The 26,211-nt window shown below is 69.3% G+C and carries 26 protein-coding genes and 1 pseudogene; 15 read left to right on the forward strand and 12 right to left on the reverse strand.

The window, feature by feature from the left end:
• Window positions 1-109: 109 nt before the first annotated feature.
• The 3 genes from DMP17_RS45460 to DMP17_RS45470 form a co-directional block, all read right to left on the reverse strand.
• The gene (locus DMP17_RS45460; protein ID WP_337832885.1) at window positions 110-805 is read right to left on the reverse strand and encodes a class I SAM-dependent methyltransferase; all 696 of its coding nucleotides are present in this window, start codon (window positions 803-805) and stop codon (window positions 110-112) included.
• Between the two features lie 116 nt (window positions 806-921).
• Entirely contained in the window at window positions 922-1,944 is a 1,023-nt protein-coding gene (locus DMP17_RS45465) for an aspartyl/asparaginyl beta-hydroxylase domain-containing protein (protein WP_337832886.1), read from the reverse strand.
• Between the two features lie 19 nt (window positions 1,945-1,963).
• Window positions 1,964-3,229: an MFS transporter gene (locus DMP17_RS45470; protein WP_337832887.1), complete on the reverse strand. Its 1,266-nt coding sequence runs from the start codon at window positions 3,227-3,229 to the stop codon at window positions 1,964-1,966.
• A 504-nt stretch (window positions 3,230-3,733) separates the two neighbouring features.
• Between DMP17_RS45470 and DMP17_RS45475 the strand changes: the two genes are divergently transcribed.
• The 8 genes from DMP17_RS45475 to DMP17_RS45510 all read left to right on the forward strand — a co-directional run bounded on the left by DMP17_RS45475 (window position 3,734) and on the right by DMP17_RS45510 (window position 9,778).
• On the forward strand, window positions 3,734-4,879 hold the full coding sequence (locus tag DMP17_RS45475) for a cytochrome P450 (protein ID WP_337832888.1): 1,146 nt from the start codon (window positions 3,734-3,736) through the stop codon (window positions 4,877-4,879).
• A gap of 219 nt (window positions 4,880-5,098) precedes the next feature.
• On the forward strand, window positions 5,099-6,082 hold the full coding sequence (locus DMP17_RS45480) for an ArsR/SmtB family transcription factor (RefSeq protein ID WP_337832889.1): 984 nt from the start codon (window positions 5,099-5,101) through the stop codon (window positions 6,080-6,082).
• Window positions 6,083-6,231: 149 nt separating this feature from the next.
• Window positions 6,232-7,284: a hypothetical protein gene (locus DMP17_RS45485; protein WP_337832890.1), complete on the forward strand. Its 1,053-nt coding sequence runs from the start codon at window positions 6,232-6,234 to the stop codon at window positions 7,282-7,284.
• 272 nt (window positions 7,285-7,556) lie between these two features.
• Window positions 7,557-8,030 carry a hypothetical protein gene (locus DMP17_RS45490; RefSeq protein WP_337832891.1) on the forward strand — a complete coding sequence of 158 codons (474 nt, stop codon included), beginning with the start codon at window positions 7,557-7,559 and terminating at the stop codon, window positions 8,028-8,030.
• A 342-nt stretch (window positions 8,031-8,372) separates the two neighbouring features.
• The gene (locus DMP17_RS45495) at window positions 8,373-8,699 is read left to right on the forward strand and encodes a hypothetical protein (RefSeq protein WP_337832892.1); all 327 of its coding nucleotides are present in this window, start codon (window positions 8,373-8,375) and stop codon (window positions 8,697-8,699) included.
• On the forward strand, window positions 8,696-9,040 hold the full coding sequence (locus DMP17_RS45500) for a hypothetical protein (RefSeq protein WP_337832893.1): 345 nt from the start codon (window positions 8,696-8,698) through the stop codon (window positions 9,038-9,040). The genes DMP17_RS45495 and DMP17_RS45500 overlap by 4 nt, the downstream gene beginning before the upstream one ends.
• A 135-nt stretch (window positions 9,041-9,175) precedes the next feature.
• On the forward strand, window positions 9,176-9,376 hold the full coding sequence (locus tag DMP17_RS45505; protein ID WP_337832894.1) for a hypothetical protein: 201 nt from the start codon (window positions 9,176-9,178) through the stop codon (window positions 9,374-9,376).
• 18 nt (window positions 9,377-9,394) lie between these two features.
• Window positions 9,395-9,778 carry a hypothetical protein gene (locus tag DMP17_RS45510; protein ID WP_337832895.1) on the forward strand — a complete coding sequence of 128 codons (384 nt, stop codon included), beginning with the start codon at window positions 9,395-9,397 and terminating at the stop codon, window positions 9,776-9,778.
• Between the two features lie 866 nt (window positions 9,779-10,644).
• Here DMP17_RS45510 and DMP17_RS45515 read toward each other — a convergent pair.
• Both DMP17_RS45515 and DMP17_RS45520 read right to left on the reverse strand, forming a co-directional pair.
• Window positions 10,645-11,160, reverse strand: a complete 516-nt coding sequence (locus tag DMP17_RS45515) for a PPOX class F420-dependent oxidoreductase (RefSeq protein ID WP_337832896.1) — start codon at window positions 11,158-11,160, stop codon at window positions 10,645-10,647.
• A 36-nt stretch (window positions 11,161-11,196) separates the two neighbouring features.
• Window positions 11,197-12,336: an FAD-dependent oxidoreductase gene (locus DMP17_RS45520; protein WP_337832897.1), complete on the reverse strand. Its 1,140-nt coding sequence runs from the start codon at window positions 12,334-12,336 to the stop codon at window positions 11,197-11,199.
• 74 nt (window positions 12,337-12,410) lie between these two features.
• Between DMP17_RS45520 and DMP17_RS45525 the strand changes: the two genes are divergently transcribed.
• Window positions 12,411-13,091, forward strand: coding sequence for a TetR/AcrR family transcriptional regulator (locus DMP17_RS45525; protein WP_337832898.1), 681 nt, complete (start codon window positions 12,411-12,413; stop codon window positions 13,089-13,091).
• A 463-nt stretch (window positions 13,092-13,554) separates the two neighbouring features.
• On the opposite strand, the gene DMP17_RS45530 is transcribed toward DMP17_RS45525, so the two are convergent.
• Window positions 13,555-14,118 carry a TetR/AcrR family transcriptional regulator gene (locus tag DMP17_RS45530; protein WP_337832899.1) on the reverse strand — a complete coding sequence of 188 codons (564 nt, stop codon included), beginning with the start codon at window positions 14,116-14,118 and terminating at the stop codon, window positions 13,555-13,557.
• Between the two features lie 92 nt (window positions 14,119-14,210).
• Between DMP17_RS45530 and DMP17_RS45535 the strand changes: the two genes are divergently transcribed.
• The 3 genes from DMP17_RS45535 (at window position 14,211) to DMP17_RS45545 (ending at window position 17,291) form a co-directional block, all read left to right on the forward strand.
• Complete coding sequence (locus DMP17_RS45535; protein ID WP_337832900.1) at window positions 14,211-14,672, forward strand: nuclear transport factor 2 family protein; 462 nt, start codon at window positions 14,211-14,213, stop codon at window positions 14,670-14,672.
• A gap of 57 nt (window positions 14,673-14,729) precedes the next feature.
• On the forward strand, window positions 14,730-15,182 hold the full coding sequence (cynS, locus tag DMP17_RS45540; protein WP_337832901.1) for a cyanase: 453 nt from the start codon (window positions 14,730-14,732) through the stop codon (window positions 15,180-15,182).
• A 192-nt stretch (window positions 15,183-15,374) separates the two neighbouring features.
• Entirely contained in the window at window positions 15,375-17,291 is a 1,917-nt protein-coding gene (locus DMP17_RS45545; RefSeq protein ID WP_337832902.1) for an alpha/beta hydrolase, read from the forward strand.
• Here the strand turns inward: DMP17_RS45545 and DMP17_RS45550 are convergent.
• The gene (locus DMP17_RS45550) at window positions 17,277-17,930 is read right to left on the reverse strand and encodes a TetR/AcrR family transcriptional regulator (RefSeq protein WP_337832903.1); all 654 of its coding nucleotides are present in this window, start codon (window positions 17,928-17,930) and stop codon (window positions 17,277-17,279) included. The two genes, DMP17_RS45545 and DMP17_RS45550, sit on opposite strands and share 15 nt — an antisense overlap.
• Window positions 17,931-17,984: 54 nt before the next feature.
• On the opposite strand from DMP17_RS45550, the gene DMP17_RS45555 reads away from it, so the two are divergent.
• Window positions 17,985-19,445, forward strand: a complete 1,461-nt coding sequence (locus DMP17_RS45555; protein ID WP_337832904.1) for an FAD-dependent monooxygenase — start codon at window positions 17,985-17,987, stop codon at window positions 19,443-19,445.
• Between the two features lie 25 nt (window positions 19,446-19,470).
• Here DMP17_RS45555 and DMP17_RS45560 read toward each other — a convergent pair whose 3' ends face one another.
• Window positions 19,471-19,749, reverse strand: a complete 279-nt coding sequence (locus DMP17_RS45560) for a hypothetical protein (RefSeq protein WP_337832905.1) — start codon at window positions 19,747-19,749, stop codon at window positions 19,471-19,473.
• Between the two features lie 161 nt (window positions 19,750-19,910).
• Window positions 19,911-20,808, reverse strand: a pseudogene (locus DMP17_RS45565) (IS5 family transposase).
• 428 nt (window positions 20,809-21,236) lie between these two features.
• Here DMP17_RS45565 and DMP17_RS45570 point away from each other — a divergent pair.
• Together DMP17_RS45570 and DMP17_RS45575 are read left to right on the forward strand one after the other, a co-directional pair.
• The gene (locus DMP17_RS45570; RefSeq protein ID WP_337832906.1) at window positions 21,237-21,674 is read left to right on the forward strand and encodes a hypothetical protein; all 438 of its coding nucleotides are present in this window, start codon (window positions 21,237-21,239) and stop codon (window positions 21,672-21,674) included.
• Window positions 21,671-23,875, forward strand: a complete 2,205-nt coding sequence (locus tag DMP17_RS45575) for a peptidase domain-containing ABC transporter (RefSeq protein ID WP_337832907.1) — start codon at window positions 21,671-21,673, stop codon at window positions 23,873-23,875. The genes DMP17_RS45570 and DMP17_RS45575 overlap by 4 nt, the downstream gene beginning before the upstream one ends.
• Before the next feature lie 72 nt (window positions 23,876-23,947).
• Here DMP17_RS45575 and DMP17_RS45580 read toward each other — a convergent pair whose 3' ends face one another.
• Genes DMP17_RS45580 through DMP17_RS45590 form a run of 3 tightly spaced genes read right to left on the reverse strand, consistent with a single transcriptional unit; the run spans window position 23,948 to window position 26,204 of the window.
• On the reverse strand, window positions 23,948-24,685 hold the full coding sequence (locus DMP17_RS45580; protein WP_337832908.1) for a cupin-like domain-containing protein: 738 nt from the start codon (window positions 24,683-24,685) through the stop codon (window positions 23,948-23,950).
• Window positions 24,682-25,425 carry a TylF/MycF/NovP-related O-methyltransferase gene (locus DMP17_RS45585; RefSeq protein WP_337832909.1) on the reverse strand — a complete coding sequence of 248 codons (744 nt, stop codon included), beginning with the start codon at window positions 25,423-25,425 and terminating at the stop codon, window positions 24,682-24,684. The genes DMP17_RS45580 and DMP17_RS45585 overlap by 4 nt, the downstream gene beginning before the upstream one ends.
• Before the next feature lie 23 nt (window positions 25,426-25,448).
• On the reverse strand, window positions 25,449-26,204 hold the full coding sequence (locus tag DMP17_RS45590; RefSeq protein ID WP_337832910.1) for a cupin-like domain-containing protein: 756 nt from the start codon (window positions 26,202-26,204) through the stop codon (window positions 25,449-25,451).
• Between the last annotated feature and the right edge of the window lie 7 nt (window positions 26,205-26,211).

Below are 26,211 nucleotides of genomic sequence, written 5' to 3' on the forward strand. Positions count from 1 at the left end.
CCCCTCAGCCCGGGGGGCGATCAGCGGCGGAGCATTCCTCGCTCGTTGTGGAACCGCGTGATCGTTCGCGCTGGCTCGTTGTGGCAGTTTGGCGAGTACGCCGGCGGGTCTAGTCCGGCGCGGTGGACGGGGTCGACAGCGACCACTCATGATGGGGGTCGAGCCACTCCTGATGAGTGAGCCCGTGCGACCGAGCCATGCGAACGAATCGTTCATCCGAAAGCACTAGATCGGCCCAGTTGTGTGTCCAACTCACTTCACCGCGACGCCATTCCTCCTCTACGCGGATGACTCCGGAGTCAAACGAGACACTGCGAATTTCGGATACGAAGCCTTGGGAACGGCGCACGCTACCGCTGGTGATGCTACGAGCGAACTCGGGTGATGTGCGCTGGATGAGAACTGCGCCTTCGGGATGTACATGACGGACGCAGGCGGCGAAGAAAGAATCCCGTTGGCCGGGCACCGTGGTATTGATCAGGTAGCTACCCAGTACCACGGCTCGGAACTTGTCGGGTAGATCGAGAGTTTCTATGTCGGACATGACCGTCTGTGCCCCGGAGATGCAGGACAGCATCTCGGCAGACTCGTCGACGGCCACTACTGCGTGGCCGAGGGCCAGTAGGGCGTGAGTGATGCGCCCGGCGCCGCACCCGAGCTCCAGTACCGTGCAGCATGCAGCTACGGAGTCGTGGATAAGTGCGGGTTCTCGACCAGGCGGGTACAACCGATACAGTCCGACAGGGCTTCCGTCGGGAGCGACCGGGCTCCCATCTGATGCGGTCCCTCGACCAGCCGGACTCATACGAATCCATCTCCCTCTGGGCTAGCCTCGCTGCCGCCGACCCGGATGCGCCGCACCCAAGCCAGCCGACAGCGTTGGACAAAGTGCGGTGGCGGGCTTGCGTCGTTGACCATCTTTCAACGTCGCCCTGGATGCTTCGAAAGCGCTCGGAGCGTGGGAGTGAAAGGGCGGATGACCGAACGCTCCGCGCATCCTCGACGACTGAAGAAGCGGATCGTAAACTCCGACGGGCAGAGGTGCAGGCCACGTTCTTCGATCCAGCCTGTCAGGCGGAACTCTCCTCGGCCGACATGAACCAGGCCGTAGCGGCCCCCGCCGGCTGTTCGGAGGGTGAGAGAGCCATCCGAGCCGTCGATGTTCGCTGCGATATCCGGCTCACCATTGTTCCGGACTTCCTCGTCTAGCTGGAGGAAGCTCTCCGGCAACTGGCAAGTACCTTCGAACAGGGTCAGCTCGGCTCGATGTAGAGGTACTTCGCTCCGGTGGAACAGCACCGAGCTGGACGAGACCTGTTCGCGGAACTGGTGGGGAAACAATGCCAGGAGCTCCGGAGTGACGACGCAGTCGATCACGAGATGTACGCGGCTTTCGCGCCCCAGGTTGGCTACCTTGTGGGGCTTGCTGAAGTCGCCATACCACAGGCTGCCTGGCTGCCAGCAGTGGTCGACGCCGTCGATGGTGAGGACGGCCCCGGGGTTCGTTGTGATCGGTACGTGCAGACGGAGGAGCCCGAAGTCCAAGCCCGTTGGGGTGTCTCGATGTTCGGCAACCGTGGCGGAGGGAGCGAGGGACATGAGTCGGACACTGCGCAATTGCGTCGGTAATGCTGTGAGAAGCCGAAGGATATTCGGCGTCTCATGCACCAGCCGGGTAAATTTGTAGTCGTCGATTCCTGGGCCGCCGGGATCGGTCCGTTCGACTGCACCCGCTGGACTACGAAGAGGCAGACAGGTCCACTTTGATTCGGATGTCGACTCGATACGGCCTGTTTGGGTCAGAGTCTGCTGCGCGGCCCACGGACCTGCTGTGAGATTAGCTAGATCGACCGTCATCTTAGCCGCCTCGACCGCGACGTTGAGACGCGCAGCAATGATGCCAGTCGGTGACGACGGCGCCGATAGGTCTTTTGGATCGCTCATGAGCACACCCGATTTCGGATCAGCTAGCCGGATGATCTACGCGATGTTGTCGTCTGATGGCGATGTTGCACGCTGCCACGCTGAGCAGACCGGCGCCTCCGGCTAGTGCGATCACGTTGCTGGCTGAGACGACTTCGGCCAGGGCGCCGGCTAATGCGAAACCGATGCCCTGTCCGGTCATGAGCCCGGCAACGGTGAGCGTCAGCGTCTGGCCCCGTAGACGATCCGGGGTAGCGTCGAGAACTCGCTGGTCCAGACCCATTGCGTAGGTAAATCCGAGACCGCAGGTGACGAGAAGCGATACCGCGACAATCGCGCCGGGTTCAGCAACGAAGACCAGGAGCGGGAGGAACATGAGAATCGCGAACGGGAACATCAGTCGGACACGGGTGCGCGCTGGAGCGCTGAGGCCAGTCGCAAGTTCGCCGAGCACCGACCCGACCGGTGCGCCACACAGCAGCAACCCGACGAGGACGCTCGTGGAACCCAGCTGCTCTGCATAGGGCACAGCCAGCGCCTCGGGTGCCACGACGAACACCGGTGGCAACCAGGTGAGCAGCAGCAACGGACGCAACTGCCTGATGGCAAGAATCTCTCGCACCCCGGACAGGGAGTCACGCGTCAGTGACTTCCGCGGGACGTCAACCAGGGTGCGGGGCGGCCGGAACGGTGTACCAAGCTGGACCAGAGCAGCTGCAAGTCCGCAACCGGCCGCCGAGACGAGAAGACAGGTGGCGGGGCTCCAGACGAGCAGCAGCAGGCCGCCGGCTGCGAAGCCGATGACCTGCGTGCTCTGCGACACCAGGCGGAGCAACGAACGGCCCAATGTATAGCCTGATTCGCCCAGTACGTCCGGGAGATTGGCGGCTCTGGCGCCTTGGAAGACTGGTGTCGCGATGCCGAGGAGAACCAGCAGGACCAGAACCGCCCACACCGGCAGGCCAGGTATGGCCATCGAGGCAATCACCAGCGCGCTCAGAAGGTGACTGGATGCCATCACCGAACGTGCTGAGAATCGGTCGGTCAAGGCCGAGAGAAGCGTTGCGCTGAAAATATATGGAGCGAATCCCAGAGCGAACGTGAGCGAAGACAGGAGCGGCGAGCCGCTCTGCTGGAACACCAGGACCGCAAGAGTGATCTGGACGACCACGTTCGCCAGAGTGGCAACTGTCTGCGCGGCAAAGATCGTGCGGAACTCCGGGATGGCGAGAACCTGAGAGTACGACGTCAGCTCAGTGGGGACCTGTGGGGTCTGGACGGAACCCTGGGGAGTCTTGCCTTTCACAGCGTGATGATCTATTAGCTCGCTCGCGCACTCAAATGATTCGGATATATCCGAATCGTATGCCGGACGCGACTCTTTGCGACCAGGCATCGGGAAAGCGTCTGATTGCGTGGGTCCAGCCTGCGCAGCCTGTGGACGAGTGATGGCCTCATAGGCGGTTCTACCTGCCCGTATGCGGTCTTGGAATAGGGCGTGGGTCTCCGCATCCGCCTTGGCCACCGTGGGGCGATCAAGGTCAGCGGGACGCGTCCGCAAATGGCTCCGTGCCCGGAATGGACTATTGCTGGGCGATCTGACGGGCAGCTACGTTTCCGATTGGGTGCACGGCGCATTACTGGTGCACCGAGGTAGTCGCTCAGGTATGCGGCTCACGGTGGTCGGAAAGGAGCTGAATTCACATGCGGCACCTGCACTGAAACGGGTCACGACGGTAGTAGGTGGGCCGAGTCATTTTCTGACTCGGCCCACCTGCGGCGGAGCTGGCAGCAACCGGAAGAGGAAGATATGTCGTTTGCGCTCTACGATCCGCTTGACGCAGAATCCCTATCCGATCCTGCCAAGACGTATCAGCGACTACGTGACACCTCTCCGGCGGTGTGGCACGAGGGGCTCAAAGCTTGGGTAGTCACCGACTACCTGCTGGCTCAACAAGTCGTCAAGAATCACAATGTGTTCGTTGCAGATTGGCGCCGTGTCGGCGTTACTATTCCCGAACCACTTCTCAGTATCCAGTCCCTGGATCCTCCGGACCATACCGAGATGAGGCGCCACGTTCTAGACTGCCTCCCGTCCGCGAAGGGCCACGCGCAAGAGGTCCGCGCAATGGAGTTTGCGGCCGATCGACTGGATCGCGTGCGGGGACGGGAGTTCGACGTCGTCTCCGAGGTCGTGAGGCCGGTGGCGCTGGACCTGGCCTCCTGTCTGCTCGGCGTCACGATCGACGATGGCCCGGCGTTCTCCACCGCGTCTGACGCCATCGTCGACAGCATGGACGGCGGGCTGAAGCCGGAATCGGGAGACGACGGGCCGAACGCACGCTCGTCGGTCAACGCCTACATCACCAGTTGGAGTCGCCACGCAGCTCAGGACAGCTTCGTGCTCAGGATGCTCCAGCCGGCCGGGCAGCTCCCTGAGGCCTGGCTACTCAACTCAGTTCGAACCGTCCTGCAGGCTGCCTACCAGTCCTGGGGACGGTTCATGGGACTGGCGCTGCTCAACCTCATCTCAGCTGGGATGCCGGTCCGACGCATGAACGACGATCAGCTGGTTCGAGCCGTGAACGAACTCCTCCGCTTCAGCAGCTCGGTGCAGGCCGACGCGAGGGCCGCTGTCACGACGACAGAACTCGGGCAGAGCACGATCGAACGCGGCGACGAGATCATCATCCTTCACGGGGCCATCGACCGCGATCCGGCCGTCTTCACTGACTCGAACGAGATGATTCTCGACCGCAAACACAACCCTCACATGGCGTTCGGTCGGGGAGTTCACTCGTGCCCGGGATCGACTTTCGTCATGCAATGGACCTGCGGGGTGATCAAAGCTTTCCTGGCTTACCCCGAAGTGGGTTTAGTGGGCAACCCTCGGTGGCTCGAAAATGCCAGCATCAAGGGACTGGCCGAACTCCGCGTGGCACCCCTGAACGCATAATTGCATAATAGCGGAGTCTACTCAATGGCTCTACCATGATCCGGCGCCACGTACGCTTGCGAAACAGAGACTGACGCCTCCGGTGTGCAATCGAGGAAATATGCCCTCGAAACGATAATGCGGAAGTGTTACGATCTCGTTCGAAGATAGCCGTTGCGCCCGGCGCCCCGATCCTCGCTCGGCGTGTCCCGGTGTGCATTTCCGACCCTCGGAGATTCCGTGCAGCTGGTGATGGGCCGCCAAGATCTGGCGCGGTGCCGCTTCGCACTGTCGCCCCTGTGGGAGACGGTCTCAGCAGTCCGCACCCTCGGTGAGCCGGACCGGCAGATCTACCACAGGAAATGGCTGGAACGCGCCCGCAGTCAGGTCGACTTCGACCTCGCTCCCCTGAAAGCTCTCCTACCGCGCAGGGGATACACCCCGGACTTCTTGGCCCCGCCGCCCGCCACGCAAGCTACGTCTTTCGCGAACGAACTGCGTGCAGTCGAGCAGACACCGCTGGATCAAGTCGAGCGCGAGATCACGCGATGCCTCAAAGGTGCGGACCGACAAGCAGATCCTGTCTCTCCCGGGGTCGCGAGCCTACTGCTCTCCGATGCCAAGATCGCGCTGCAGGTATTGGTGGACATCCTGCGGCGGTGCTGGGCAACGCTAGTGGCACCCCAATGGCCGCAGCTGCGTGATCTCCTCGCCGCCGATATCGGCGCCAGGTCCAGACAGCTGACCGAAGGTGGCCTACAGCGGCTACTCCCGGATCTCCATGCAAGTATCCTGTGGCACGACGGCTCGATCAAGGCTGAAACCTCGTACACCCTGGACCGATCATTGCGCGGCCAAGGGCTCTTGATGGTTCCGAGCGCTTTCATCTGGCCGGCCATGACTGTCGTCGTCGAACCACCCTGGCAGCCGACGCTGTTCTATCCTGCCAGAGGAGTGAGTGACCTGTGGGAACCTGCTCCACAGCAGGCGCTCCCCGCCCTGCAGCAACTGATCGGCCGGACACGGGCCGAGATCCTGGTGAAATTGGCAGAACCGAACTCTACTGCCGCGTTGGCCAGGCTTTTCCGATTGAGCCCCTCGACAATTTCGGAGCATCTGACTGCACTGCGGAACGCAGGGGCGATACGCAGCTGCAGGGTGGGGCGCACCGTTCTGTACGAACGCACACCGCTTGGGGTCTCCCTTGTCCGTGCAAGTCGGTGAGTCCTCGACCTGCCCCCGGATGGAGCCAGTACCTTCACCAGGGGGCGTCGACCGCAGGCACGTCGGGATGGTTCTGACGTGTTCTCGACACCCAGGCTGCTTGCCTGAACAAACCCCCGTGATCCAGCCATAACAGGGTGTACCCGGCGATGACCCCCGCCCGAGACGAGACTCCAGCACCGGCCACCAGCCCCACGGCCACATCGAGCGCCGCGGGCTGCCCCCTGGGGAACATGGCCGGTCCCGGCTACGCCCGGGAGTGGGCGTTGTTCTGCGACTACGCCGCCGCGACTGGGCAGCCGGCGCTACCGACCACGGTGGCCACCCTGGCCGGGTTCTTCACCGCGGTACCGGCACGCCCGGCCACCCTGGGACGGCGGGTCCGCGCGATCGCCGCCGCCCACCGCCACGCCGGACATCTGCTCCTGCGCCCGGACACCGGACCGGCAGCACCACCAGCTTCGCGGCCGGCTCGGGCGGCCGGTGCCGACCCGGGGGAGATGATCGGGGCCTGTGCGACCCGTGGCTGGCCTTACGGGCTCCACGGCCGCCGTGACGCCTTCCTCGTCGTCACCACACACGTCGTGGGCCTGCCCCACGACCGCACCCGGGCACTGGTTCCCCCGGACGTCAGGTTCGCCGCCGATCCTGTCCCCGGCGCTCTCGGCGCCGACACTCTCGCCTCCGATGGTGTGCTGCTCGCCGACTGGCTGGTCCCGGTGGATACGGATCCGCGACGCTGTCCGGTCTGCGCTGTGGTGCGCTGGCTCGACATCCTCGGCACCCTCGACGGGCTCGGGCGCGGCTCGGCCCGCATGCACCTCACCGCCGCCCACGCCCCCACGAACGCGGACCCGCACCATCACACCGTCCCGGGCCCGCCGCGGTGGCGCGCCGCGGCCACCCTGCTCCCGGCGATCGACCGGCACGGCTGGCTCGATGACTACCGCCCCATCACCACCCGCACGATCCGCACCCGCCTCGCCCTCACCACCGACCGCACGACACACCCCGCCCGGCACGACACACCCGCCCCGCCCGCAGCGCAGAATCAGGTCCCGCACCCACCGCGCACCGCCCCCGAGACCCGGACGCCCAGCCTGGACGAGGTCCTCGGCCTCCTCGATGGCGTCGCCGACGACGCCGACGCTCTTAACGACCGGATCACCGCACTGCTCAACGACCACCTGGGACCACCCTGACTCCCATCGCGAGCACACCCCGTCCAGCCCGCCGCGACACCCGACCCGACAGGAACGCTGCGATGACCTCGACGACTTCCGGTACGCCGCGCGCCGGCTCGGCCCTGCCGGCATCACTGCGCAGTCTCGATCCGGGCGTGGCCGGTGTTGTGGCCCGGGCCGGCACCGGGTGTCGAGAACAGAGCTCATGACCGGCCCCGGCGCCACCGATCCTCGGATCGAGGAACTGATCGCCGCGGTGGCCGCGCTGCGCACCGAGATCCGCGCTCACGATGAGCGCCACGCCCACACCGAACGCCGCATCGGCGTGGGACGAGCTGGCCCGCTGGATGGACACCATCGCCATCCCCACCCTCGCCCCGACCTGCCGCCAGATCCCACCCTGCTGGCCCGCCCACCACTGGGGCCGCGAAACCCTGTCCTGGCTCCACCACACCCACGTCCACGCCTACGGCCCCGACGGCTCCCCAACCTTGGTCGCGGACTGGCACACCCGCTGGGTCCCCACCGCCTACGCCATGATCGACACCAAGGACGCCGCCCGCGCCGGCTACTGCCCCAACGCCGAGCACCGATCCGACCGGGTCGAGAACGCCGCACCGCTCCGCACCCAGGACTGGGCGCCCTGGCTCACCGCAGCCCGCGACAGCGACGTCGCGCAGCGCGCCGACGGCCACGCACCCCGCCCTGAGCCGCCGTCTGGTTCCTCTGACCCCGTCCGGCCCGGCGCAGGGAGCCCGTCATGACTCACCCCGAGGACTTCCCACCCACCGCAAGCGTGGGCGACGGCCCGGGCGGGTGGTGGCGCACGGTGCTGGTGCCCGACCTGGTCGACGAGCTGACCGAGACCCTGCGCCAGGGCGAGGAGATGCTGCTGACCCTCGCCGCATGGGAAGACGACACCGACGGCGACGACGAGCCGTTCGTGCCGCCCGCCCCGCTCGGCAACCGGACCGCACTCGACGCCGTGCAGCGCCTGAGCCGGGTCCTCGCCGACACCCAGACCCCGCTGCGCCTGCTCGACCAGGGCCGCCAGGCCGGGCCCCGGATGCTCGCACCCTGTAGCGGCGTGCGGAGTCGGGGGCGCGGTGGGGGGCGGCGAGGCGGGTGCGGCCGTCGAGGACGATGTCAAGCGGCGCCGCGACGCCTTCCGGACCTGGAAGGTCACCCTGGACGGTGCTCACGTCGGCCGGGTCACCCAGCGCCACCTCGGCGACCGGGACGAGCCGCGGTTCACCTCCGCGCACCACCACCTCGACCGCTCGCACGGTTTCGACACCCTCGCGCGAGCCGCGCTGTGGCCCGGCGTGCAGGCGGAGTTCTCCCGCCTGAAGTGGGCTGACATGGACGTGCTGGAGCCCGCCGAGTGGCGGCGCCGCTACGACGGCGGCCGCGCGGAGGCGGCCGCGCTGTGATCCTCGGGACGCAGGCCGCGGAGATGGCGGGGCTGCTGGTCGACCTGGTCAGCGAGACCGGGTCGACCAGGGTCCCTCGGTCGGTGATCCGTGAGGAGTGGTCGGTGATGTTCCCCGAGCACGACGTCGGGCGGCCGGTGTCGGCGACGTCGGCGGCCGCTCGGCGGCCGGCCCGGTTCGACGAGCAGCCGCACTCGAAGGGGTCGAAGGGGAAAGCGCGGGTGCTGAACGCGGTCGTTGAGCTGGAGCGGGAGGGGTGGGTGCGCCGCGACGGCGACGTCGTGGTGGTGCTCGATGTGCCCGCGCTTCAGCGCCTCGCGGAGAACGACCTGATTACCTGACCGTTGACTCCACAGGACATGCGGTCGCCGAGGTCGCGGCGACCCGGGTAGATGCCAGGCAAGACTCGCCCCGAGTAGGACGCGCTCGTCATCGGCGTCCCTCGACAGGCCCCGGGGACGCGCTACCATCGTCGAGTGACTCAGCAGGATCACCGCGCGCACGGCGCCCCCTCACCGGACGCCGACGGCCGTGCGTCGGCGGTCGTGTCCCGGATGGTCTCGCGCCACGGTGCCCCATCGCTGGAGCACTACCGCGCGATCTACGCCGACCTGGGCCTGGACTGGCCCGGAGACGCCGAGATCCGCCGGACCCTGCCCGTCGACGACGCTGCCTGAGCGCAGCATGACCCACGCGTGATCGGCGGCAAGGTCCTCGACGCCTCCGCCCTGGCCGCCCTCGTCCGCGGGCACCTCGGCGCGGTGGCATGGATCGCGACCGCCCGCCAGGTCGGGATCGCGCTCTACCTGCCCTCCCTCGCCTTGACCGAGGTCCGCGCAGTGCTCCCCGAGTCCGGCCCACAGCTGGCGGAACTCATCGGCCACCCCTCGGTCATCGTGAGCGAACTTGACGTCGACGCCGCCGCCGCAGTGACCACGCTGCTCGACCACGCCGACGCCTTCGACGCACTCGCCGGCCACGTCGTGTACACCGCCCGCCAACGCGGCTGGCCGGCACTGAGCGCCGACCCCGACCGGCTGACCCGCCTCAACCCCGGCGTCGAGATCACCCTCCTGTAGACGGCGCCCTGATCCACCACCAAGCCCTCAACCGCAGCTGGCCATGGGGACACGGGCGCCGGGTCCCGCTTCAACAGTTCGACGTGCCCAGCAACGGCTCAGTGGTAAGTGGTCGCGCAGCTCTGCGGAGCGATCACGCGGCAGCTCGCACTCGAGTAGACCCCCGGCGCGCCCTCAGCCGGTCTCGCCCGGGACGAGAAACTTCTCGTGAGCAGGGATCCTGTGGGTCGTGGCGGTAGTCAGGCCTGCAGGCGCTGCAGGATCTGGGTGAGCAGCTTCTGGTTGCTCTGCACCTGCTGATCCAGCGCGTCGAAGCGTCGCTCATTGGCCACACGGACGCCGTCGACATCCCGGCGAAGGGACTCGATGTCCCTGCGGACGGCGGCGACATCGCCAGACAGGTTGTCGATCTTAGTGTCGATCCGCTCGCTGATCTAGTAGAGCGAGTCGATGCCTGCGCCCTGCTGACGCACACGACGCCCGAGCTCAGGTGAGGACGTGCAGCCGAGTCTATCCGCGGCCACCCGAGAGAACTGGCGGCGGAGGTCCATGCGGGCAGAATGCTGATCGTGCGTGCACCTCACCCGCCGGAACTCGACCATCGAGCCGTCGAGACTGCCCGCGTCGGCATCCATGAACAGCACGCCTGACCGGCCGGTGTACGGCGGCCCCGACGGATACGGCCGGTACGGGGTCCTCGACGTCGACCCCGATACCGGGCGGGTGCTGTGTCATGAGTGCGGCCGGCCCTTCCAGCACCTCGCTACCCACCTCACCCGACACGCGACGGATCGCTGCACCGTATCCGGGTGCGCATTCGTAGCCGCGGTCCCGCCGCTCGATGTCGCGATGACCGATCCCGTCGGTCAGTCCTGCCCCGTGGTGGCCGGAGCGGTCGGCGGGTTCATGATCTGGGCGAGGAAGGCATCGTATTCCTCGGAGGCGCCGGGGCCGGGTTGCCACTGGTAGTGGGTGGAGTCGACGGCGATGAGGACGAGCTCGCGTCGGTCAGGATCCTGCGAGTCGGGCTCGTCGCCGTCGTCGCCGAAGGGCATCGGGCGGTTGCGGTACTGCGCGAAGAGCTGTGTGAAGTGTTCCTCGGCGCCGTCGGTGGTGGTGGCGACCATGTGCCCGCGGATGGTCGCGCACTCGTAGGGGTTGTCGACCGCGGAGACCGAGAGCGTCACTCGCGGGTCGCGCGTCAGGTTCTTGACCCATGCTCGCCCTGGGGTTGAGTTGAGCAGCACGTGGTCGTCGCGCCAGTCGACCCAGGTCGGGGTGACCGAGGGGCTGCCGTCGGCGCGGGCGGTGGCGACGTGCGCGAAGTTCGGCCCCAGCAGCAGGGCGAGGATCTTTTCATCCATCGTGTCTCTCCGGGTCATCGGCCGGGCGTGTGGGTGTGGTGCGGGGCGTCAGCGTCAGTGGTGGTCGGGTTCGCCACCGGATATGAGGGCGAGCAGACCGGCGGGGGTGTTCTCGTCGAAGAGGAACCCGAGGTTGTGCGCGGACTCGGCGGCGAATCGCTCGCTGCGGGTGAACAGGTCGGTCTCGTAGGCGGTGAACGCGGTCTCGATGTCGTCGGGGTGCTCGACGATGGCCCGGGCGAGTTCGGCGCCGTCGAACATGGCGAGGTTGGCGCCTTCCCCGGCGAAGGGGGACATGACGTGGGCGGCGTCGCCGAGCAGGGTTACGCCGGGTACGCGGTCCCAGCGGTGCCCGACGGGCAGGGCGTGGATGGGGCGCAGCACCGGCGGGGTGTCGGCGTCGGTGATCAGGGCGGTCAGAGCGGGCGACCAGCCGTCGAACTCGGCCGCGACCCGGGCGATCGTGGTGGCGGCGTCGGCGTTGGCGAGCTCGTCGAACCACTCGCGTGGTTTCACCAGCGCGATGTAGGCGTGCAGGACGCCTACATCCTCGCGGTGGGCGAGGACCCCGCGCCCGGGTGCGAGCGCGAACAGGGCGCCGTCGCCGACCGCCTTCGCCGCGGCCGGGTGGCGTTCGTCGGCGTCGTGCAGAGAGGTCTCGACGAAGGAGATCCCGGCGTACTCGGGGGTCGCGTCGCTGAGCAGGGGCCGGATCCGCGACCAGGTGCCATCCGCGCCGACGAGGGCATGGCTGGTGACAGTGGTGCCGTCCTCGAAACGCAGGGTGTGCCGGCCCTCGCCCGCGGGCTCGACGCCGGCGAGTCGGTGGCCCCAGCGGACGGTGCCCTCAGGCACCGACTCGAGCAGGATCCGGCGCAGGTCGCCGCGCAGGACCTCCGGGCGCCCCCCGGTGCCGTCGTCGGGCTCGTCGAGCAGCACGGTCCCGTCGGGGGTCAGGACGTGGGTGGCCTCGCCGCCGCGGTGGATGATGGCCTCGAACTGCGAGATCAGTCCGGCCGCGGCCAGGGCCGGTTGGCCGTTGTAGTCGTGCAGGTCCAGTTGGCCGCCCTGGGTGCGAGCTTCCGGCGAGGCCTCCGCCTCGTAGACCGTGGCGGGGATGCCATGGACGTGCAGGACCCGGGCGAGGGTGAGGCCTCCGAGCCCTGCTCCGACAATCGTGACCTCATTAAGCATGACGGTCCTCCTCGCTATAAGATGGTACGCAGTACCATAGTGGTACCAGGTACCAGCCGTGTCAATATGGGTGCATGTCCAGGACGTCACCCCACGCGGAGCGCAAGACGCTGACCAGGCGGAGGGTCATCGATGCGGCGGTGGAGCTGCTCGACGCGGCGGGCGAGGACGGGCTGACCTTCCGGGCGCTCGCGGCGAAGCTCGAGACCGGGCACGGCGCGATCCAGTGGCACGTCGCCAGCAAGGGCGAGCTGCTCGTCGCGGCCACGGAGCTGGTCGTGGCCCGTGCGCTGGGCCGTATGGACTCCGCCGGCTCGCCGCAGGATGCGATCCGGGCGGTGGCCCTCGGGGTGTTCGACGTGATTGAGGCACACCCGTGGGTCGGGGCGCAAATGGCGCGCCCCCCGTGGCACGCGACAAGCCTGGAGGTCTTCGAACTGATCGGCCGTCAGGTCCAGGCGCTCGGAGTTCCGACCGACGCCCAGTTCACCGCCACGTCCGCGCTGCTGGTGCACATCATCGGCGCCGGCAGTCAGCAGGCTCGCAACGCGCGTTCCCCGGAGGCCGCGCTCGGGCGCCAGGAGTTCCTCGACCAGCTCGCCGCCCGATGGGCCGAGCTCGACTCCGAGCAGTACCGCTTTACTCGCGCGGCCGCGGGTCGACTACGCGATCACGACGACCGGGTGGAGTTCCTGGCCGGCGTCGACCTCATCCTCGCCGGACTCACCCTCCGCCCTGAGCATGAGGAACGTTGATCTTGGCCTCTTGCGATCGCGCGACCCCCGGCGACCCGGCCTCCGTGCGACGGAGACAGGGCACGCCCCCAGCCGGAATCGTGGGTCAGTCCATGGGGTCTCGACCGAACAGGACGACGAGGTGATCAGATGCCGTGGCGCCCCTTTGTCACCGTCGACGGTGGCGCGAGGATGGCGATGTCCTTCGCTGCCTCGACCGATGGCAGAAGACGGGCAGAGCGTGTTCGGCCGGGCCGTCGTCAACGACGGCCCGGCCTATCCCCATGATCATGCCCTAGCTGGGCGTCGCGAGGCCGGTGGTCATCGGTTGGCGCTCGAGGTAGGCGGCGGCCTCGCCGACCGAGCGGCAGGCAGTGCGAACGACCGCGGCGAGGAGGTGTAGGTATCGCGCGTCCGGCGGGCCGGGAAGGCTAGTCCTGTGGCTCGAACCGACGCGGCACGATGTCGACGCCGGATCGGGAGCTCACCGCGCAGAGCTCTGGAGGAGCCGGGCCGCCGCGGTCCGCGCGGTGTGGGCCGTGTCGAGTCGTCCGGTGATGGCAGCGGTGACTATGGCACCCTCGGCGAGCAGGTACAGCTGGTCGACCACCTCGTCCGGGACCTCGCTGCCGGCCAGGGCGCTCAGGTAGTCATGGAACGCTGTCTTGTGCTCCTCGACGGCGACGAGGACGAGGGAGTCGTCAGTGGTGGTCTCGGCCCAGGCGTTGATGAAGCCGCAGCCGCGGAAGCCGGGCTCGGTGAACCAGAGGGTGAGCCAGTCGAAGACGGCGAGGAGTCGCGAGCGTGGTCTCTCGCGGGACGCGGTGGCGTCGACGTGCGCGGCCAGCCTCCTCCTCCACCGCTCGTCACGGGCTCGCAGGTACCCAGCGACCAGGTGCTGCTTGGACGGGAACAGGTCGTAGAGCCGCGCGAGCGACACTCCGGACCGGTCCCGGACCTTGTTCATCCCGACGGCGTGGATGCCTTCGGCGTAGAAGAGCTCCTCCGCCGCCACCAGCAGACGGGTCCGTGCTTCGAGGCGATCCACCTCACACCTTCCCGGTCAATCCTGTCCGGCCCAAGAACGTTGGTTCTACGGTACTCCAGAACGTTGGTTCTGATCAGAGTCCGGAGGTGCTCGTGACCGAGGTCCAGCCCCGTCCGCCGTTTCCGCCGTTCGACGTTGAGGCGGCCGCGAAGAAGGTGCTCGCGGCCGAGAACGCCTGGAACACCCGCGACCCGCAGAAGGTGTCGCTGGCCTACACCCCCGACACCGTGTGGCGGAACCGCGACACCTGGGTGCAGGGCCGCGAGGAGGTGGTGGCGTTCCTGAGCGCGAAGTGGGAGCGCGAGCTCGACTACGCGCTGCGCAAGTCGTTATGGGCCTTCGCCGGGAACCGGATCGCCGTGCGCTTCCAGTACGAGTGCCGCGATGCCGAGGGCCAGTGGTGGCGCTGCTACGGCAACGAGAACTGGGAGTTCGCGGACAGCGGCCTCATGCGCCGCCGGGAGGCCAGCATCAACGACCTGCGGATCACCGAGGCGGAGCGCCGCATCCACGGCCCCCGTTCCGAGGGCGACGACTCCGACCTCCCGATCTGACCGCTCACGTCCCCGCGTCGCGTTCTTGCTGCGACCCCACCCCTCTCGGAGGATCTGATGGCGCCGGTACACGACTGTCTCACCGCCGGCCGCGAGGGCGTGTATACGAAGGACGCGAAGGGTCTGAGCTGGCAGCAGCTGGCCGACGCCCCCGACCGGTCCCTGGTCTGGACGACCTCGGCGCTGCTCGGCCAGCAGCCCCTCGACGCCGAGCAGGCGCAGCAGGTGGGCGGGCTGCTCGGCCTCGACGACGACACCGTCGCCGTGCTCTCGCTCCCGCCGGTGCGCGGCGAGGGCGCGATCGACCCCACGGAGCCGGTGACCTTCCGCCTGCACGAGGCGCTGCAGGTCTACGGCAGCGCGCTGCACGAGCTGATCCGCGAGGAGTTCGGCGACGGGATCATGTCCGCGATCAACTTCACCCTCGACTTCGAACGTGAACCCGACCCGAAGGGTGACCGGTTGCGCCTGGTCTGGGGCGGCAAGTTCCTGCCCTACACGGTCGTCTGAGAGCCCCACGCTCTCGTCGAGACAACGCACGCATGCGCCGAGGTGCTCGGCATCGCAGCAGCGCAGAGAAGAGGCCAGCAGATGAAAGCGGCGCGGATGAGAATCGGATATCACCGGGCCGGCCCCGTGATCGCGGGTCTCGTCGTGGTGCTGTCGGCCCTAGCAGTCCTTCCGATGCTCGGGCCGAGTTCCGTGGCGGTTCCGGAGGGCGCGGCGTCGGGCTCGGTGACTTTGAACTCGTGCTCGGTGGAGACCGAGGCGGGAACCCGGGCCGCGGACTGCGGGACCCTGGTGGTGCCGGAGAAGCGCGGCAACCCCGGCTCTGCGCTGATCGCGCTCCCGGTCCTGCGGATCCGCTCGACGTCGCCACGTCCGGCGGAGCCGGTGTTCCGGCTCGGCGGCGGGCCAGGGCTGTCCAACCTGGAGTTCCCGGAGGCCAGTCGCTTCCTCGAGCACCGTGATGTCGTGCTCGTCGGATACCGCGGCGTCGACGGCTCCCGCCGGTTGGACTGCCCCGAGGTCGCCACGGTGATGCTCTCCCGCGAGGGACTGACCGCCCCGCAGACCCTGCTCGACACGGCTCGCGCGTTCGAGCTGTGCTCGACGCGCCTGCGCGACGACGGCGTCGACCTCACCGGCTACTCGGTCGCCGAGAGGGTCGACGACCTCGAAGCCGCACGGACCGCCCTGGACTACCCTGTGGTGGATCTGCTCAGCTCCAGTGCCGGCACCCGGACCGCGTTGGCCTACTCCTGGCGCCATCCGGCGGCGGTCGCACGGTCGGTGATGATCTCGGTCAATCCTCCCGGGCACATGTTCTGGGACCCGCGGGTGACCGACGCCCAGTTCGCCCAGTACGGCGAGCTGTGCCGTCGCGACCCGTTCTGCTTCCAGCGCACCCCCGACCTGGTGGCCGCGCTCCGCGACTCCACGGCCCACCTGCCGACCGGCTGGGGTCCGCTTACGATCAAGAGCACCAACGTCCGCATCCTGGGCCAGTACGGGATGCACTACAACGGCGCCCAGTCGGCCCCGACCAACGCCGCCACCACCCTCGATGCGCTCACCAGCGGAGATCCCGGCGCCTTGTGGGCCATGTCGGTCCTCGCCGACCTCGCCCTGCCCGGGTCGAATGTGTGGGGCGAGTTCGCCTCCTACGCCTCGCTCGACGCCCCGGACGTGGCGGCCTACTACGCCGCCGGTGGCGACCCGGGGTCCATCCTCGGTAACGCCTCCACCGACTTCTTGTGGGGCGGCCCACAGGGCTGGTCGTCCTCGTGGCCCCAGGACCCGCTCAATGCGGAGTACCGCCGAACCCGCCCCAGCGAGGTCGAGACCCTGCTCGTCAGCGGCGGCCTCGACTTCTCCACCCCGCCGCACAACGCCACCGCCGACCTGCTTCCCCTGCTCCCGCGCGGCCACCAGGTCGTCCTGCCTGGACTCGGCCACACCACCGACATCTGGGCCCAGCAGCCCGACGCCGCCCGGCACCTGGTCAACACGTTCTTCGACACCGGCGGCGTCGACGCATCGCGCTTCGTCGACCGTGCACCCGACTTCACCGCGATCCCGGTGTCGATGAGCACCGCGGCCCGGCTCCTGGTCGGCATCCCGCTCGGCCTGCTCGCCCTCGGCGCACTCCTGCTCGTGGCCCTTGCCCGCCGCCGGAACACAGCCGCCCGCACCCGAACCTGGGTCCGCGCGACGATCTGGCTCCCTCTCGGACTCGCCGGTTGGTCGTTCGGCGTACTCCTGACCTGGACGGTGTTCCCAGGGGACTCGGTGCTCAGCGCCACCGCCGTCCTACCGGGCGTGGCCCTGTTCATCGCTCTCGGCGCCGCCCTGACCGAGCCGTCCCCCACCACGTCGACGCCGGCCCGGCCTGGCCTCTCCGTCACGATCGCGCTGCCCGCCGCGGTCCTCGGTGGCCTGCTCGGCCTGCAGGCGAGCGCGACGCCAGCCGCCCCCCTGCTCGCCGTCCTCGGCACCGCCGCAGCCACCCACCTCGCCCTCACCGCCGGCAGGGTGCTCACCGACCGGCAACGCACGGACCGGTCTCTCGGTCGGCGCCCTAGGAGGCAGGCTGACCTGCCCTCAGGTCGAGGGTGAGAAGGTCGTTCGTGGTCTGGCTGGCCGACGAACTTCGGGCGGCTGTATCAGCCGCCGCACTCCATCCTCGAACCGGCGGTCCTCGTCGGGGGCGAAGACGCGCTCGGTCGCCGCGAGAATCGTCGGGCGGTGGGCGTTGGCCTCGCGGAAGACGGCGCGGCGGCCGGCCAGCTCGGGCTGGCCCGCCGCGCCCTGCTCCTCGATGACCGATCCGACCACGAAGCGGACCAGGTTGAACCAGGTGTCGAGCGCCTCGCCCGCGCACGCGGCCCCCGCCTCCACGAGCAGGCTCGTTCCCGCCTCGCTGAGGTCGAGGACGTGCGGCCCGAGAGTGAAGGTCCCGGCGAAGACGCGGCCGCCGTCGCGGTGCCCGAGCAGCGCGCGGCGGAAATCTCCGAGCAGCACGAGCAGTCGCTGCGCCGGGTCGATCCGAACGGCGGGATCGCCTCGCCCGAGCGCAACGTCGGCGACGAGGGCGTCCGCCACGTCTTCCAAGAGGTCCCGCTTCGACGGGTAATGCCAGTACAACGACGGCGCGCTGATCTGTAGTCGCCCGGCCAGGGCACGCATCGTCACCCCCGACTCCCCGTGCTGGTCGAGCAGGGCGACGGCCCCCTCGACGATCTCGCGGCGCTCCACCGTGGTTCCACCTCCGGTTGACAGCCTAACACTGGTAGGGGCAAGCTTGGCCGCGTGACTAACGCTGTTAGGGATATTCAGAGCTACGACATCGTCGTGGTCGGGGGTGGGCCGGTCGGGCTGTGGCTGGCTGCCGAGTCGCGTCTAGGCGGGGCGCGGGTGCTGCTGCTGGAGCGGCGCCCGGAGCGGGTCGCGCAGTCGCGGGCGTTGACCCTGCACGGTCGGACCGTGGAGACCTTCGCTCTGCGCGGCCTGGCCGAGCGGTTCCTGGCGGTCGGCCAGCCGATGTCGACCGGGCACTTCGCCGGTCTGGACACGCGACTGGACTTCGCCGGCTTCGACTCGCCCTACCCGTTCGCGCTGTTCATCCCGCAATCGCGCACGGAGGCGATCCTCGAGGAACACGCGCTCAAGCTTGGCGTCGAGATCCGACGCGGCGTGCAGGTCGCAGGCGTCGCCGAACGGGCCGACGGGGTCGAGGTCGAGCTCGCCCACGGCACCGCGATCCGCGCGGCCTGGGTGGTCGGCGCCGACGGTGCGCGCAGCCTCGTGCGGCGCAGCGCCGGTATCGAGTTCGCGGGTCTGCCGGCCACCGACTCGATCGCTATGGGAGACGTGATCCTGGACCTGCCGCCAGGACCCCCGATCGCCGGAGGCTCGAACGAGCACGGCGGGGCAAGTATCCTCCCGTCCGGGGACGGGATGCACTCGCGGGTGATCGTGCTCGACACCGCGCGACGGCACCTGCCGCAGAGCGAGCCCCTGAGCCTTGAAGAGCTGCGGGAGTCCCTGCGACGCACCACCGGCCGCGACTTCGGGATGCGCGACGCCACCTGGCTCACCCGCTTCACCGACGAGACGCGCCTCGCGGCCTCCTATCGACAGGGCCGGCTGCTGCTCGCCGGCGACGCCGCGCACATCCACGCCCCGATGGGCGGCCAGGGACTCAACGTAGGTGTGCAGGACGCGATGAACCTGGGCTGGAAGCTCGCCCTGGTCGTGACCGGACGCGCCCCGGAGATACTGCTCGACACCTACGAGTCCGAGCGGCGACCGGTGGGGGAGCGGTTGTTCACCAACACCGTCGCGCAGTACCGGCTCGTCTCGGGGTTCGAGCCCGCGAACACCCACCTGCGTGCGGTGATCAGCGACCTGCTCGCGGTGCCGGAGGCGAACCGGGCGATGGCCGGCGAGGTGTCCGGCTTCGCCGTGACCTACCCGGCGGCGCTGCTCCCGGACGTTCCTACGGGCGAGCTCGCTGGTGCCCGGACGCCGGACCTGACCCTCGACGACGGCTCGTCGTTGCACGCCCGCCTCGCCTCCGGCCGATTCCTGCGGGTCTCCGTTCCCGGGCAGGAGCAGTTGCCGATGCCGGACTCGCTGGCGACGGCCCCGATCGACGACGCCGCGATCTGCACGCCCGACGCAGGCCTGCTGGCGGGTGCGGGATCGACGATCGTGCGACCCGACGGCTACCTGCTCGCCACCCGGCCGGTCGCGGGCAGAGATCGCTGAGGTGGTCCGCTCGTCGTCCTGGTCATCACGATGACGATCGGGAGTCGGCCGTCGGGTCGGCTTCCTGGGCTGCGCGGTCCCGAGTGATCTCGTTGAACCAGTGTAGGGCGGCTTCGGTGGCCCGGAGTCCGTAGAGCGCGGTGCTGCGGGCGGGGTCGATATCGCGGGCCAGCGCCCCGTGCTCGTCGAGGACGTCGGTGAGCACGTCGCGGAACAGCGCCCGCTGCTGTTCGAGATCGGCTCGGTAGGCCTCGAGCATCCGGCGGTGACCGCGGCCGGAAGAGTTTCGCGGGTCGAGGAACATCCTCAGCAGCACGGGGTGTCGCAGCCGGGGTGTCTCGCTGTCGGGGTCGGTCGACTGCCACCGTTCGAATCTGGCTCGTCCCGCGTCGGTGAGGCGGTAGACGGTCTTGGCCGGCGAACGGTCCTGTTCGACACGCTCGCCCTCGACCAGCCCGAGCTCGGCTAGGGCGTGTCTCCTAAAGCGCGGAGCCAGGTGACGATCGCCTTCAACCCAGCGCCGCCGCGGAAGGTCAGGGCGAGCTTGTCGTATCGGGTGGCCAGCCCGCGCCACTGCTTGACGTGGCAGAACGCGCGCTCGACGACGTTGCGGTTTCAGTAGTCGACCGGATCGAATGCGAGCGGTCGGCCGCCGCGCGAGCCGCGTCGTTTGCGATGTCCCTGCTGGTCAGAGGGCTCCGGAATGGTAGCGACGATCCGGCGTTCTCGCAGATGCCGGCGAATCGCGCGCGAGGAGTAGGCCTTATCCGCGCGCAGACGCTCAGGCCGGGTCCAGGGTCGCCCCGGACCCGGCCGGGCGATGCTCAGGTGCGCCATCAGGCGCGGAAACATCGGCGAGTCGCCGCCCTGGCCGGGGCCGAGGAGTACCACCAGCGGGCGGCCGTGTCCGTCAACGAGCTGGTGGATCTTCGTGGTCAGACCGCCGCGGGAGCGGCCCAACGCGTGATCGAGCGGCTCGACGCGCAGATTCTTGTAGTTCGATCCGGCCCCCTGTGGCGCGCTTGAGGGTCGCGGCGTGCTGGTGGGCGCGGATGATCGTGGAGTCCACACTGACCGCCCGGTCGACCACCTCGGCGGCGTCGGCCTCGACCAGTAGAGCAGCCAGAATGTGGTCCCAGGTGCCGTCGCCGGAGTAGCGGCGGTGGCGCTTCCACAACGTCTGCCACGGCCCGAACTCGGACGGGACATCACGCCAGGCCAGCCCGCAGCGGTACCGGTAGATGATCCCCTCGAGTACGCGGCGGTCGTCTCGGAACGGACGCCCGCGACGCCCCTCTGACGAAGGTAGGAGCGGGGCCAGACGGGCCCACTGAGCGTCGGTCAGGACCGCAGTGCGCGACACCGCTCAAGCATCGCGCACCCCGATCCACCTCCTTGGGAGACACGCCCTAGGCGCTATTGGAGAACCTTCTCTGCGCTCGAGACCGAGCTCGTCTACCGAAAATCGTGGCGGCCCCGGGAGGGAGGCCGAGAACGAGCTGTTCGTCTACACCAACGGTTGATACAACACCGAACGCATCCAGGCTTGCCTCGGATGCTCTCGCCAGGAGAGAACGAGGCCACCTGGCGCGCACTCGACAGCATCCTGGACGATCAAGCCGCATCTCCCGCCGAAGGGGCCGCCCCGGCCTCAGACAGCTGATCACCACTCCGAGCTGGCGTGAAACCTCACGGTGACGTCAGATCGGGTCCGGTGACACCCCGGTCGATGCGTGATCCGGTTATCGGCGATCCCGCAAGTGTTAGTCGACGCTCCCTACGGTGGTACAGATGTCGACGTCGCCCGCCGCGCCCCCGCCGTTCTCGCGCCAGCGGGGCCGCTCCTGGCTGCTTCTGGCGGGCCTGGCGGCTGTCCTTGGTGCCGTGGTGTCAGCCGGCGCGCTGATCACCGTCCCGACCTACATCACCACGCGGGCGGTCGTCGAGGGGGCGTCGCGGTGCGCGGAGCTCGGCGTCCCGCCGGGGGAGGCCGGGTGCGTCGTGGTCCGTCTGGACCGTAGCTGTCTCGCCCCGCCCGGAACGCAGACCTCGGCGCAGCTGACCCCGCCCGACGGCGTCCCGGTGACGATCGCGGTCCGATCGGTGGGCGGACCGATGGTGGCCGGTCCGTTGCGCTCTCCCGTGCGCTCGCCCGTTCCGGCGACGGTGCAGGTCGGGCGACGACCGCTCGCCCTGGTGTTCCTCGGCCGAGGACTCGGTGCACCGTGACCGGTTCACTGGCTCCGCACCTCGTGGTGGTCCGCGACGCCCGGGACAGCGGTGCCGCCTGTCTGGCCACCGTGCTGACCACCTTGGGCAGACCCACCACCCTGCACGAGGTGCGCAATCGGTGCGGCGCCGCCAGTCGTACCTCGGTCGCCACGATCTCCCAGGTCGGTCGGAGCTTCGGCCTGGAGATGGTGGCCCTGCAGGTCGGACGGGACAGCCTCCCCGACGTGCCGCTGCCCGCCGTTCTGCAGCGACGCGATCTGTTCGTGCTCCTTGAGAGCCGTTCGTTGGGCCGTTACGCGGTCCTCGACCCGACGAGCGGATGGCGCAGCCGCGTCCGGACGAGCCAGCTCCTGACCGACCCGGAGCACACCGTGCTCTCCCTTGCCCCGGGACCGCAGTTCTTCAGCGAGCACCGGGAGACCGCCGACCGCGGCTGGCGGGTCCTGCTGCGACAGGTGGCCCGAACCGACGGGTTCCGCCCGGTCCTCGCCGGGATGATCGCCCTGTCGCTGCTCGCGATGGTCGTCGGACTGACCGGCCCGGTGCTGACCGCGGTGCTGGTCGACGAGGTGCTGCCCGCACGATTGCCGGGGACGCTGGCCCCGGTCGCGGTCGGGCTCGCGCTGCTGACGCTGACGACGTTCCTCGCCGCCCTGCTCCGTGGTCGGTTGGCGGCGCTGGTCGCCGGCCGGCTCGACAACCGGCTCATGACCGCGTTGTTCGCGCACATGATGGCCCTGCCCTACCGGTTCTTCCGGGAACGCCCCACGGGCGACCTGGTTCAGCGCTTCTCCTCCAACACCGCGATCCGCAACGCCCTGACCGGCCAGACCGTCACCGGCCTGCTGGCCGTGGTGCAGGTGATCGTGTACGCCGTCGCGCTGATGTGGATCAGCCCGACCTTCGCCCTGTGCGCGCTCGCGATCGGCGCGGTCGAGGTGACGGTCCTGGTTCTACCGGCACGTCGGCTCGCCCGGTACTCCCGGCGTGAGCTCGAGCAGGTCGCCGACACCCAGGGATTCACCGTCGAGGTGGCGAACGGGGCGGCGTACCTGAAGGCGTCGGGGCGGGAGGCCGGCATGCTGCCGGGCTGGGCCCGGCGCCTGCACGGACAGCTCGACGCGAGCATGCGGCGGCAGCGCTTCGCCGCCGCGGTCTCGGCCACCACGACGACCGTGGCCGCGGCGGCGTCGAGCCTGCTGCTGCTCGTCGCAGTGGCGCAGGTGCTCTCGGGTGCCCTGACCCTCGGCGTCGCGCTGGCGCTGATCGCCCTGGCCAACAACTTCTTGCTGCCGCTGTCCCAGCTGGTGTCGGCGCTGCAGGCACTGCAGACCGTGCAGGGTCACGTGCAACGGATCTCGGCGGTGCTCGAGGAGCCGGTCGACCAGGCCGAGCGGGACACCCCGCCGCTGCCGCCCGTCGTCGGGCACATCGAGCTGCGGGACGTCTCCTTCCGCTACGGCGAGCAGGGCCCGTGGGCGGTCGAGAACGTCTCGATCGACGTACCGGCCGGCGCCCGGGTGGCGATCGTGGGCGGGTCGGGTTCGGGGAAGTCCACGCTCTCCGGAGTGCTGCTCGGCCTGCTCCCGCCCGACGAGGGCCGGGTCCTCGTCGACGGCCTGGACCTGCACGCCCACGACCTCGGGTCGTTCCGACGACAGTGCGGGGTCGTCCTGCAGGACCCGGTGGTCTTCCAGGGGACCGTGCGTGACAACGTCGCCTTCGGCGACGACGAGCTCGACGAGGCCGACATCGTCGCTGCGGTGCGTGCGGCGAGCCTCGACCAGGACGTCGCGAGGATGCCGCACGGCATCGACACGGTCATCGGGGAGCGGGGCGGCACCCTGTCCGGAGGGCAACGCCAACGCCTCGCCCTCGCCCGCGCCCTCGTCGGGCGTCCGGCGGTGCTCGTCCTCGACGAGGCGACGAGCGCGCTGGACAACATCACCGAGTCCGCCATCACCCGCAGGTTGCGCGACAGCCGCACGACCACCGTCGTCATCGCCCACCGGCTGTCGACCGTCCGCGACGCGGACCGGATCGTCGTGCTCGACCGCGGCCGTGTGGTCCAGTGCGGGACCCATGACGAGCTGTACGCCGTCGACGGTGTCTACCGCAGTCTCGTCGCCACCGGATCGGTCGTGCCGTCCGCCGAGACGAACGGGACCGTCGAGGTGCCCGCGGGCCGCTCACGGTGACCGACGCGGGTGCGCGGGGCGGGTGGCGCACCGGTCCGGCCCCCGTGGACGGCGGGCCGGACCGGTGCGCCACTAGTCCGACAGGGTGTCGCCGTACCAGCAGTTGACCGAGATCGACTCCTCCGGCGCCGACACGTCGTGGAACCAGCCCGGCGGCAGGTACAGCGCGTCCCCGGGGCCCAGCAGCACCCGCAGCTGGGCGTCCGGGTCGTAGTCCGGGAACAGGCCCGGGTCGGGCGCGTAGGGGTCGACCCGGCTCAGGTGTGCGGTCGGGGCGTCCTGCACGTAGCGGCCCGCCGCGCTGTCCGGTGGCTCCAGGACGAACTGCTTGGTGCCCCGTACCTGGACGAACACGTTCTCGATCCGGTCGTAGTGCAGCGGGGTCCTCGTACCCCGGCCCAACCAGAGGTACACCCGGCGGTAGGGCGGTTCGGCCATCCGCTCCAGCTGCACCTCCTCGGCCAGGCCGGTGAAGGGCGCGATCGGCTGCTGGGCGATCTGGCACGAACCACCCGCACGCAGCAGCCCGACGAAGCGCCGCAGGTCCATCCGCTCGAACGACGCGCGGGACGGATCGGCCCAGGCCTCCAGCGGGATCTCCTTGGCCAGCACCGGGACCTCCGGGAACCGTTGCGCCAGCAGCTCCGGGGTCCAGGTGGTCACGGCCGTCGTGTCGGCGAACGCGTCGCGCACGACCACGGCCCGGCGGCCGCGCCAGCGTGCGGGGTCGTCCTGCCACTCGGCGAGGCTGATCCGGATCGGACCCGCCGCGGACCGCCCGCCCCCCGTGGTGATGTCCGAGCTGCTCATCGTCGGTTCTCCGCCTCCGGTCCGTTCCGCTTCCGCAGGGCCAGCGTCGGCTGACGGGTGGCCCTGAGGTACCGCATGTCGTAGTCGTCGCCGTGCTCGGCGAGGAACTCGTGCACCGCGTGCGTCTCGCCGGGGAGCTCGTCCCATCCGTACTCGTCGAGGACGAACAGCCCGCCCGGGTTGAGACGGTCGTGCAGCCGGGCCAGCGCCACCGCCGTCGCCCGGTGCAGGTCGAGGTCGAGGTAGACGAAGGAGAACCGCAGGCCGGCCGACTCGGCGAGGGCCCGGGGCAGGGTCTCGACCAGGTCGCCGTCGTGGATCACGATCTCGCGTCCGAGGTCGAACGCCTCGATCACGGCCAGCAGGTGCTCCTTCGAGCCCTGATGGGTGCCGCGGAACTGCTCCGCCGCGGACCCGTCGTGCTCGTCGAAGTCGTGCAGGCCCGCGAAGCTCTCGAAGCAGTGGACCCGCTTGGGCGAGTGCGCGTCGAACACGCGCAGGAGCTTGGCCATGTGCACGACGTTGGCACCGCGCCAGGAACCGAGCTCGGCGACGTTGCCGGGCACCTCGAGCGTGCTGCGGAGCAGATCGGCGATCATCACGAACCGGGCCAGCACGTACTCCTCGGCGTAGAGGGGGTACTGCTGAGCGGTCTCGTGGACGCTTTGCGGCCCCGTCGCCTCGCTCAACGCGTGCATCCGTCGGTGGTGGTCGGCCGTGGCATCGGGGAATCTGGGCACTGCGCGCTCCGGGGCTGGACGTGTCAGGGACGGGTGGTCGCGGCGCGGTAGCGGGCTTCCTCCTCGGCCCCGAGGAACTCGCCGAACCAGCAGTTCACCGAGATCGAGGTGCCCGGCGCGGTGACGTCGTGGAACCAGCCCGGCGGCAGGTACAGCGCGTCTCCCGCGGCGAGCAGCACACTCCGCTGCCGGTCGGGGTCGTAGGCGGGGAACCGGACCGGGTCGGGCGCACGGGGATCGACCCGGCTGATGTGGGCCGACGGGCCGTCGTGCACGTAGCGCCCGGCCGGGCTGTCCGGCGGCTCCAGCACGAACTGCTTGGAGCCGAACACCTGGACGAACAGGTTCTCCTGCCAGTCGTAGTGCAACGGGGTCCGTGTGCCGCGGCCGAGGTAGAGGTTCACGCTGGTGTACGGCGGATCCACCATCCGGCCCGGGTTCAGTTCCTCGAGCAGGCCCGGGAACGGTCCGATCGGCTGTTGCAGGATCTGCGCGGTCGCGCCGGTGCCCAGCAGCTCGACGAAACGTGCCACGGTCGTCGGCTCGGACTCGACCAGGGACCAGTCGCCCCACGCCTCCGGGCGGACGTGTCTGGCCTCGACGGCCACGGACGGGAAGCGGGCGGCGAGCCGCTGCGGGGTCCAGGTGGCCACCGCCGTCGAGTCGGCGAACGCACCGTCGACGACCACCGCCCGCGCACCGCGCCAGCGCTCCGGGTCGGCTTGCCACTCCGGCAGCGACACCCGTTCCGCCACCGTTGCGCTCGAGTCTGGGTGCACCGGGGCG

The sequence above is a fragment of the Pseudonocardia sp. TMWB2A genome, from assembly GCF_017312135.1.

Bases quoted from the DNA above. Each gene is read 5' to 3' on its own strand.
- DMP17_RS45460 (WP_337832885.1), bottom strand. From the start codon at position 805: ATGAGTCCGGCTGGTCGAGGGACCGCATCAGATGGGAGCCCGGTCGCT.
- DMP17_RS45465 (WP_337832886.1), bottom strand. From the start codon at position 1,944: ATGAGCGATCCAAAAGACCTATCGGCGCCGTCGTCACCGACTGGCATC.
- DMP17_RS45475 (WP_337832888.1), top strand. From the start codon at position 3,734: ATGTCGTTTGCGCTCTACGATCCGCTTGACGCAGAATCCCTATCCGAT.
- DMP17_RS45485 (WP_337832890.1), top strand. From the start codon at position 6,232: ATGACCCCCGCCCGAGACGAGACTCCAGCACCGGCCACCAGCCCCACG.
- DMP17_RS45490 (WP_337832891.1), top strand. From the start codon at position 7,557: ATGAGCGCCACGCCCACACCGAACGCCGCATCGGCGTGGGACGAGCTG.
- DMP17_RS45515 (WP_337832896.1), bottom strand. From the start codon at position 11,160: ATGACCCGGAGAGACACGATGGATGAAAAGATCCTCGCCCTGCTGCTG.
- DMP17_RS45520 (WP_337832897.1), bottom strand. From the start codon at position 12,336: ATGCTTAATGAGGTCACGATTGTCGGAGCAGGGCTCGGAGGCCTCACC.
- DMP17_RS45525 (WP_337832898.1), top strand. From the start codon at position 12,411: ATGTCCAGGACGTCACCCCACGCGGAGCGCAAGACGCTGACCAGGCGG.
- cynS (WP_337832901.1), top strand. From the start codon at position 14,730: ATGGCGCCGGTACACGACTGTCTCACCGCCGGCCGCGAGGGCGTGTAT.
- DMP17_RS45560 (WP_337832905.1), bottom strand. From the start codon at position 19,749: ATGTTCCTCGACCCGCGAAACTCTTCCGGCCGCGGTCACCGCCGGATG.
- DMP17_RS45570 (WP_337832906.1), top strand. From the start codon at position 21,237: ATGTCGACGTCGCCCGCCGCGCCCCCGCCGTTCTCGCGCCAGCGGGGC.
- DMP17_RS45580 (WP_337832908.1), bottom strand. From the start codon at position 24,685: ATGAGCAGCTCGGACATCACCACGGGGGGCGGGCGGTCCGCGGCGGGT.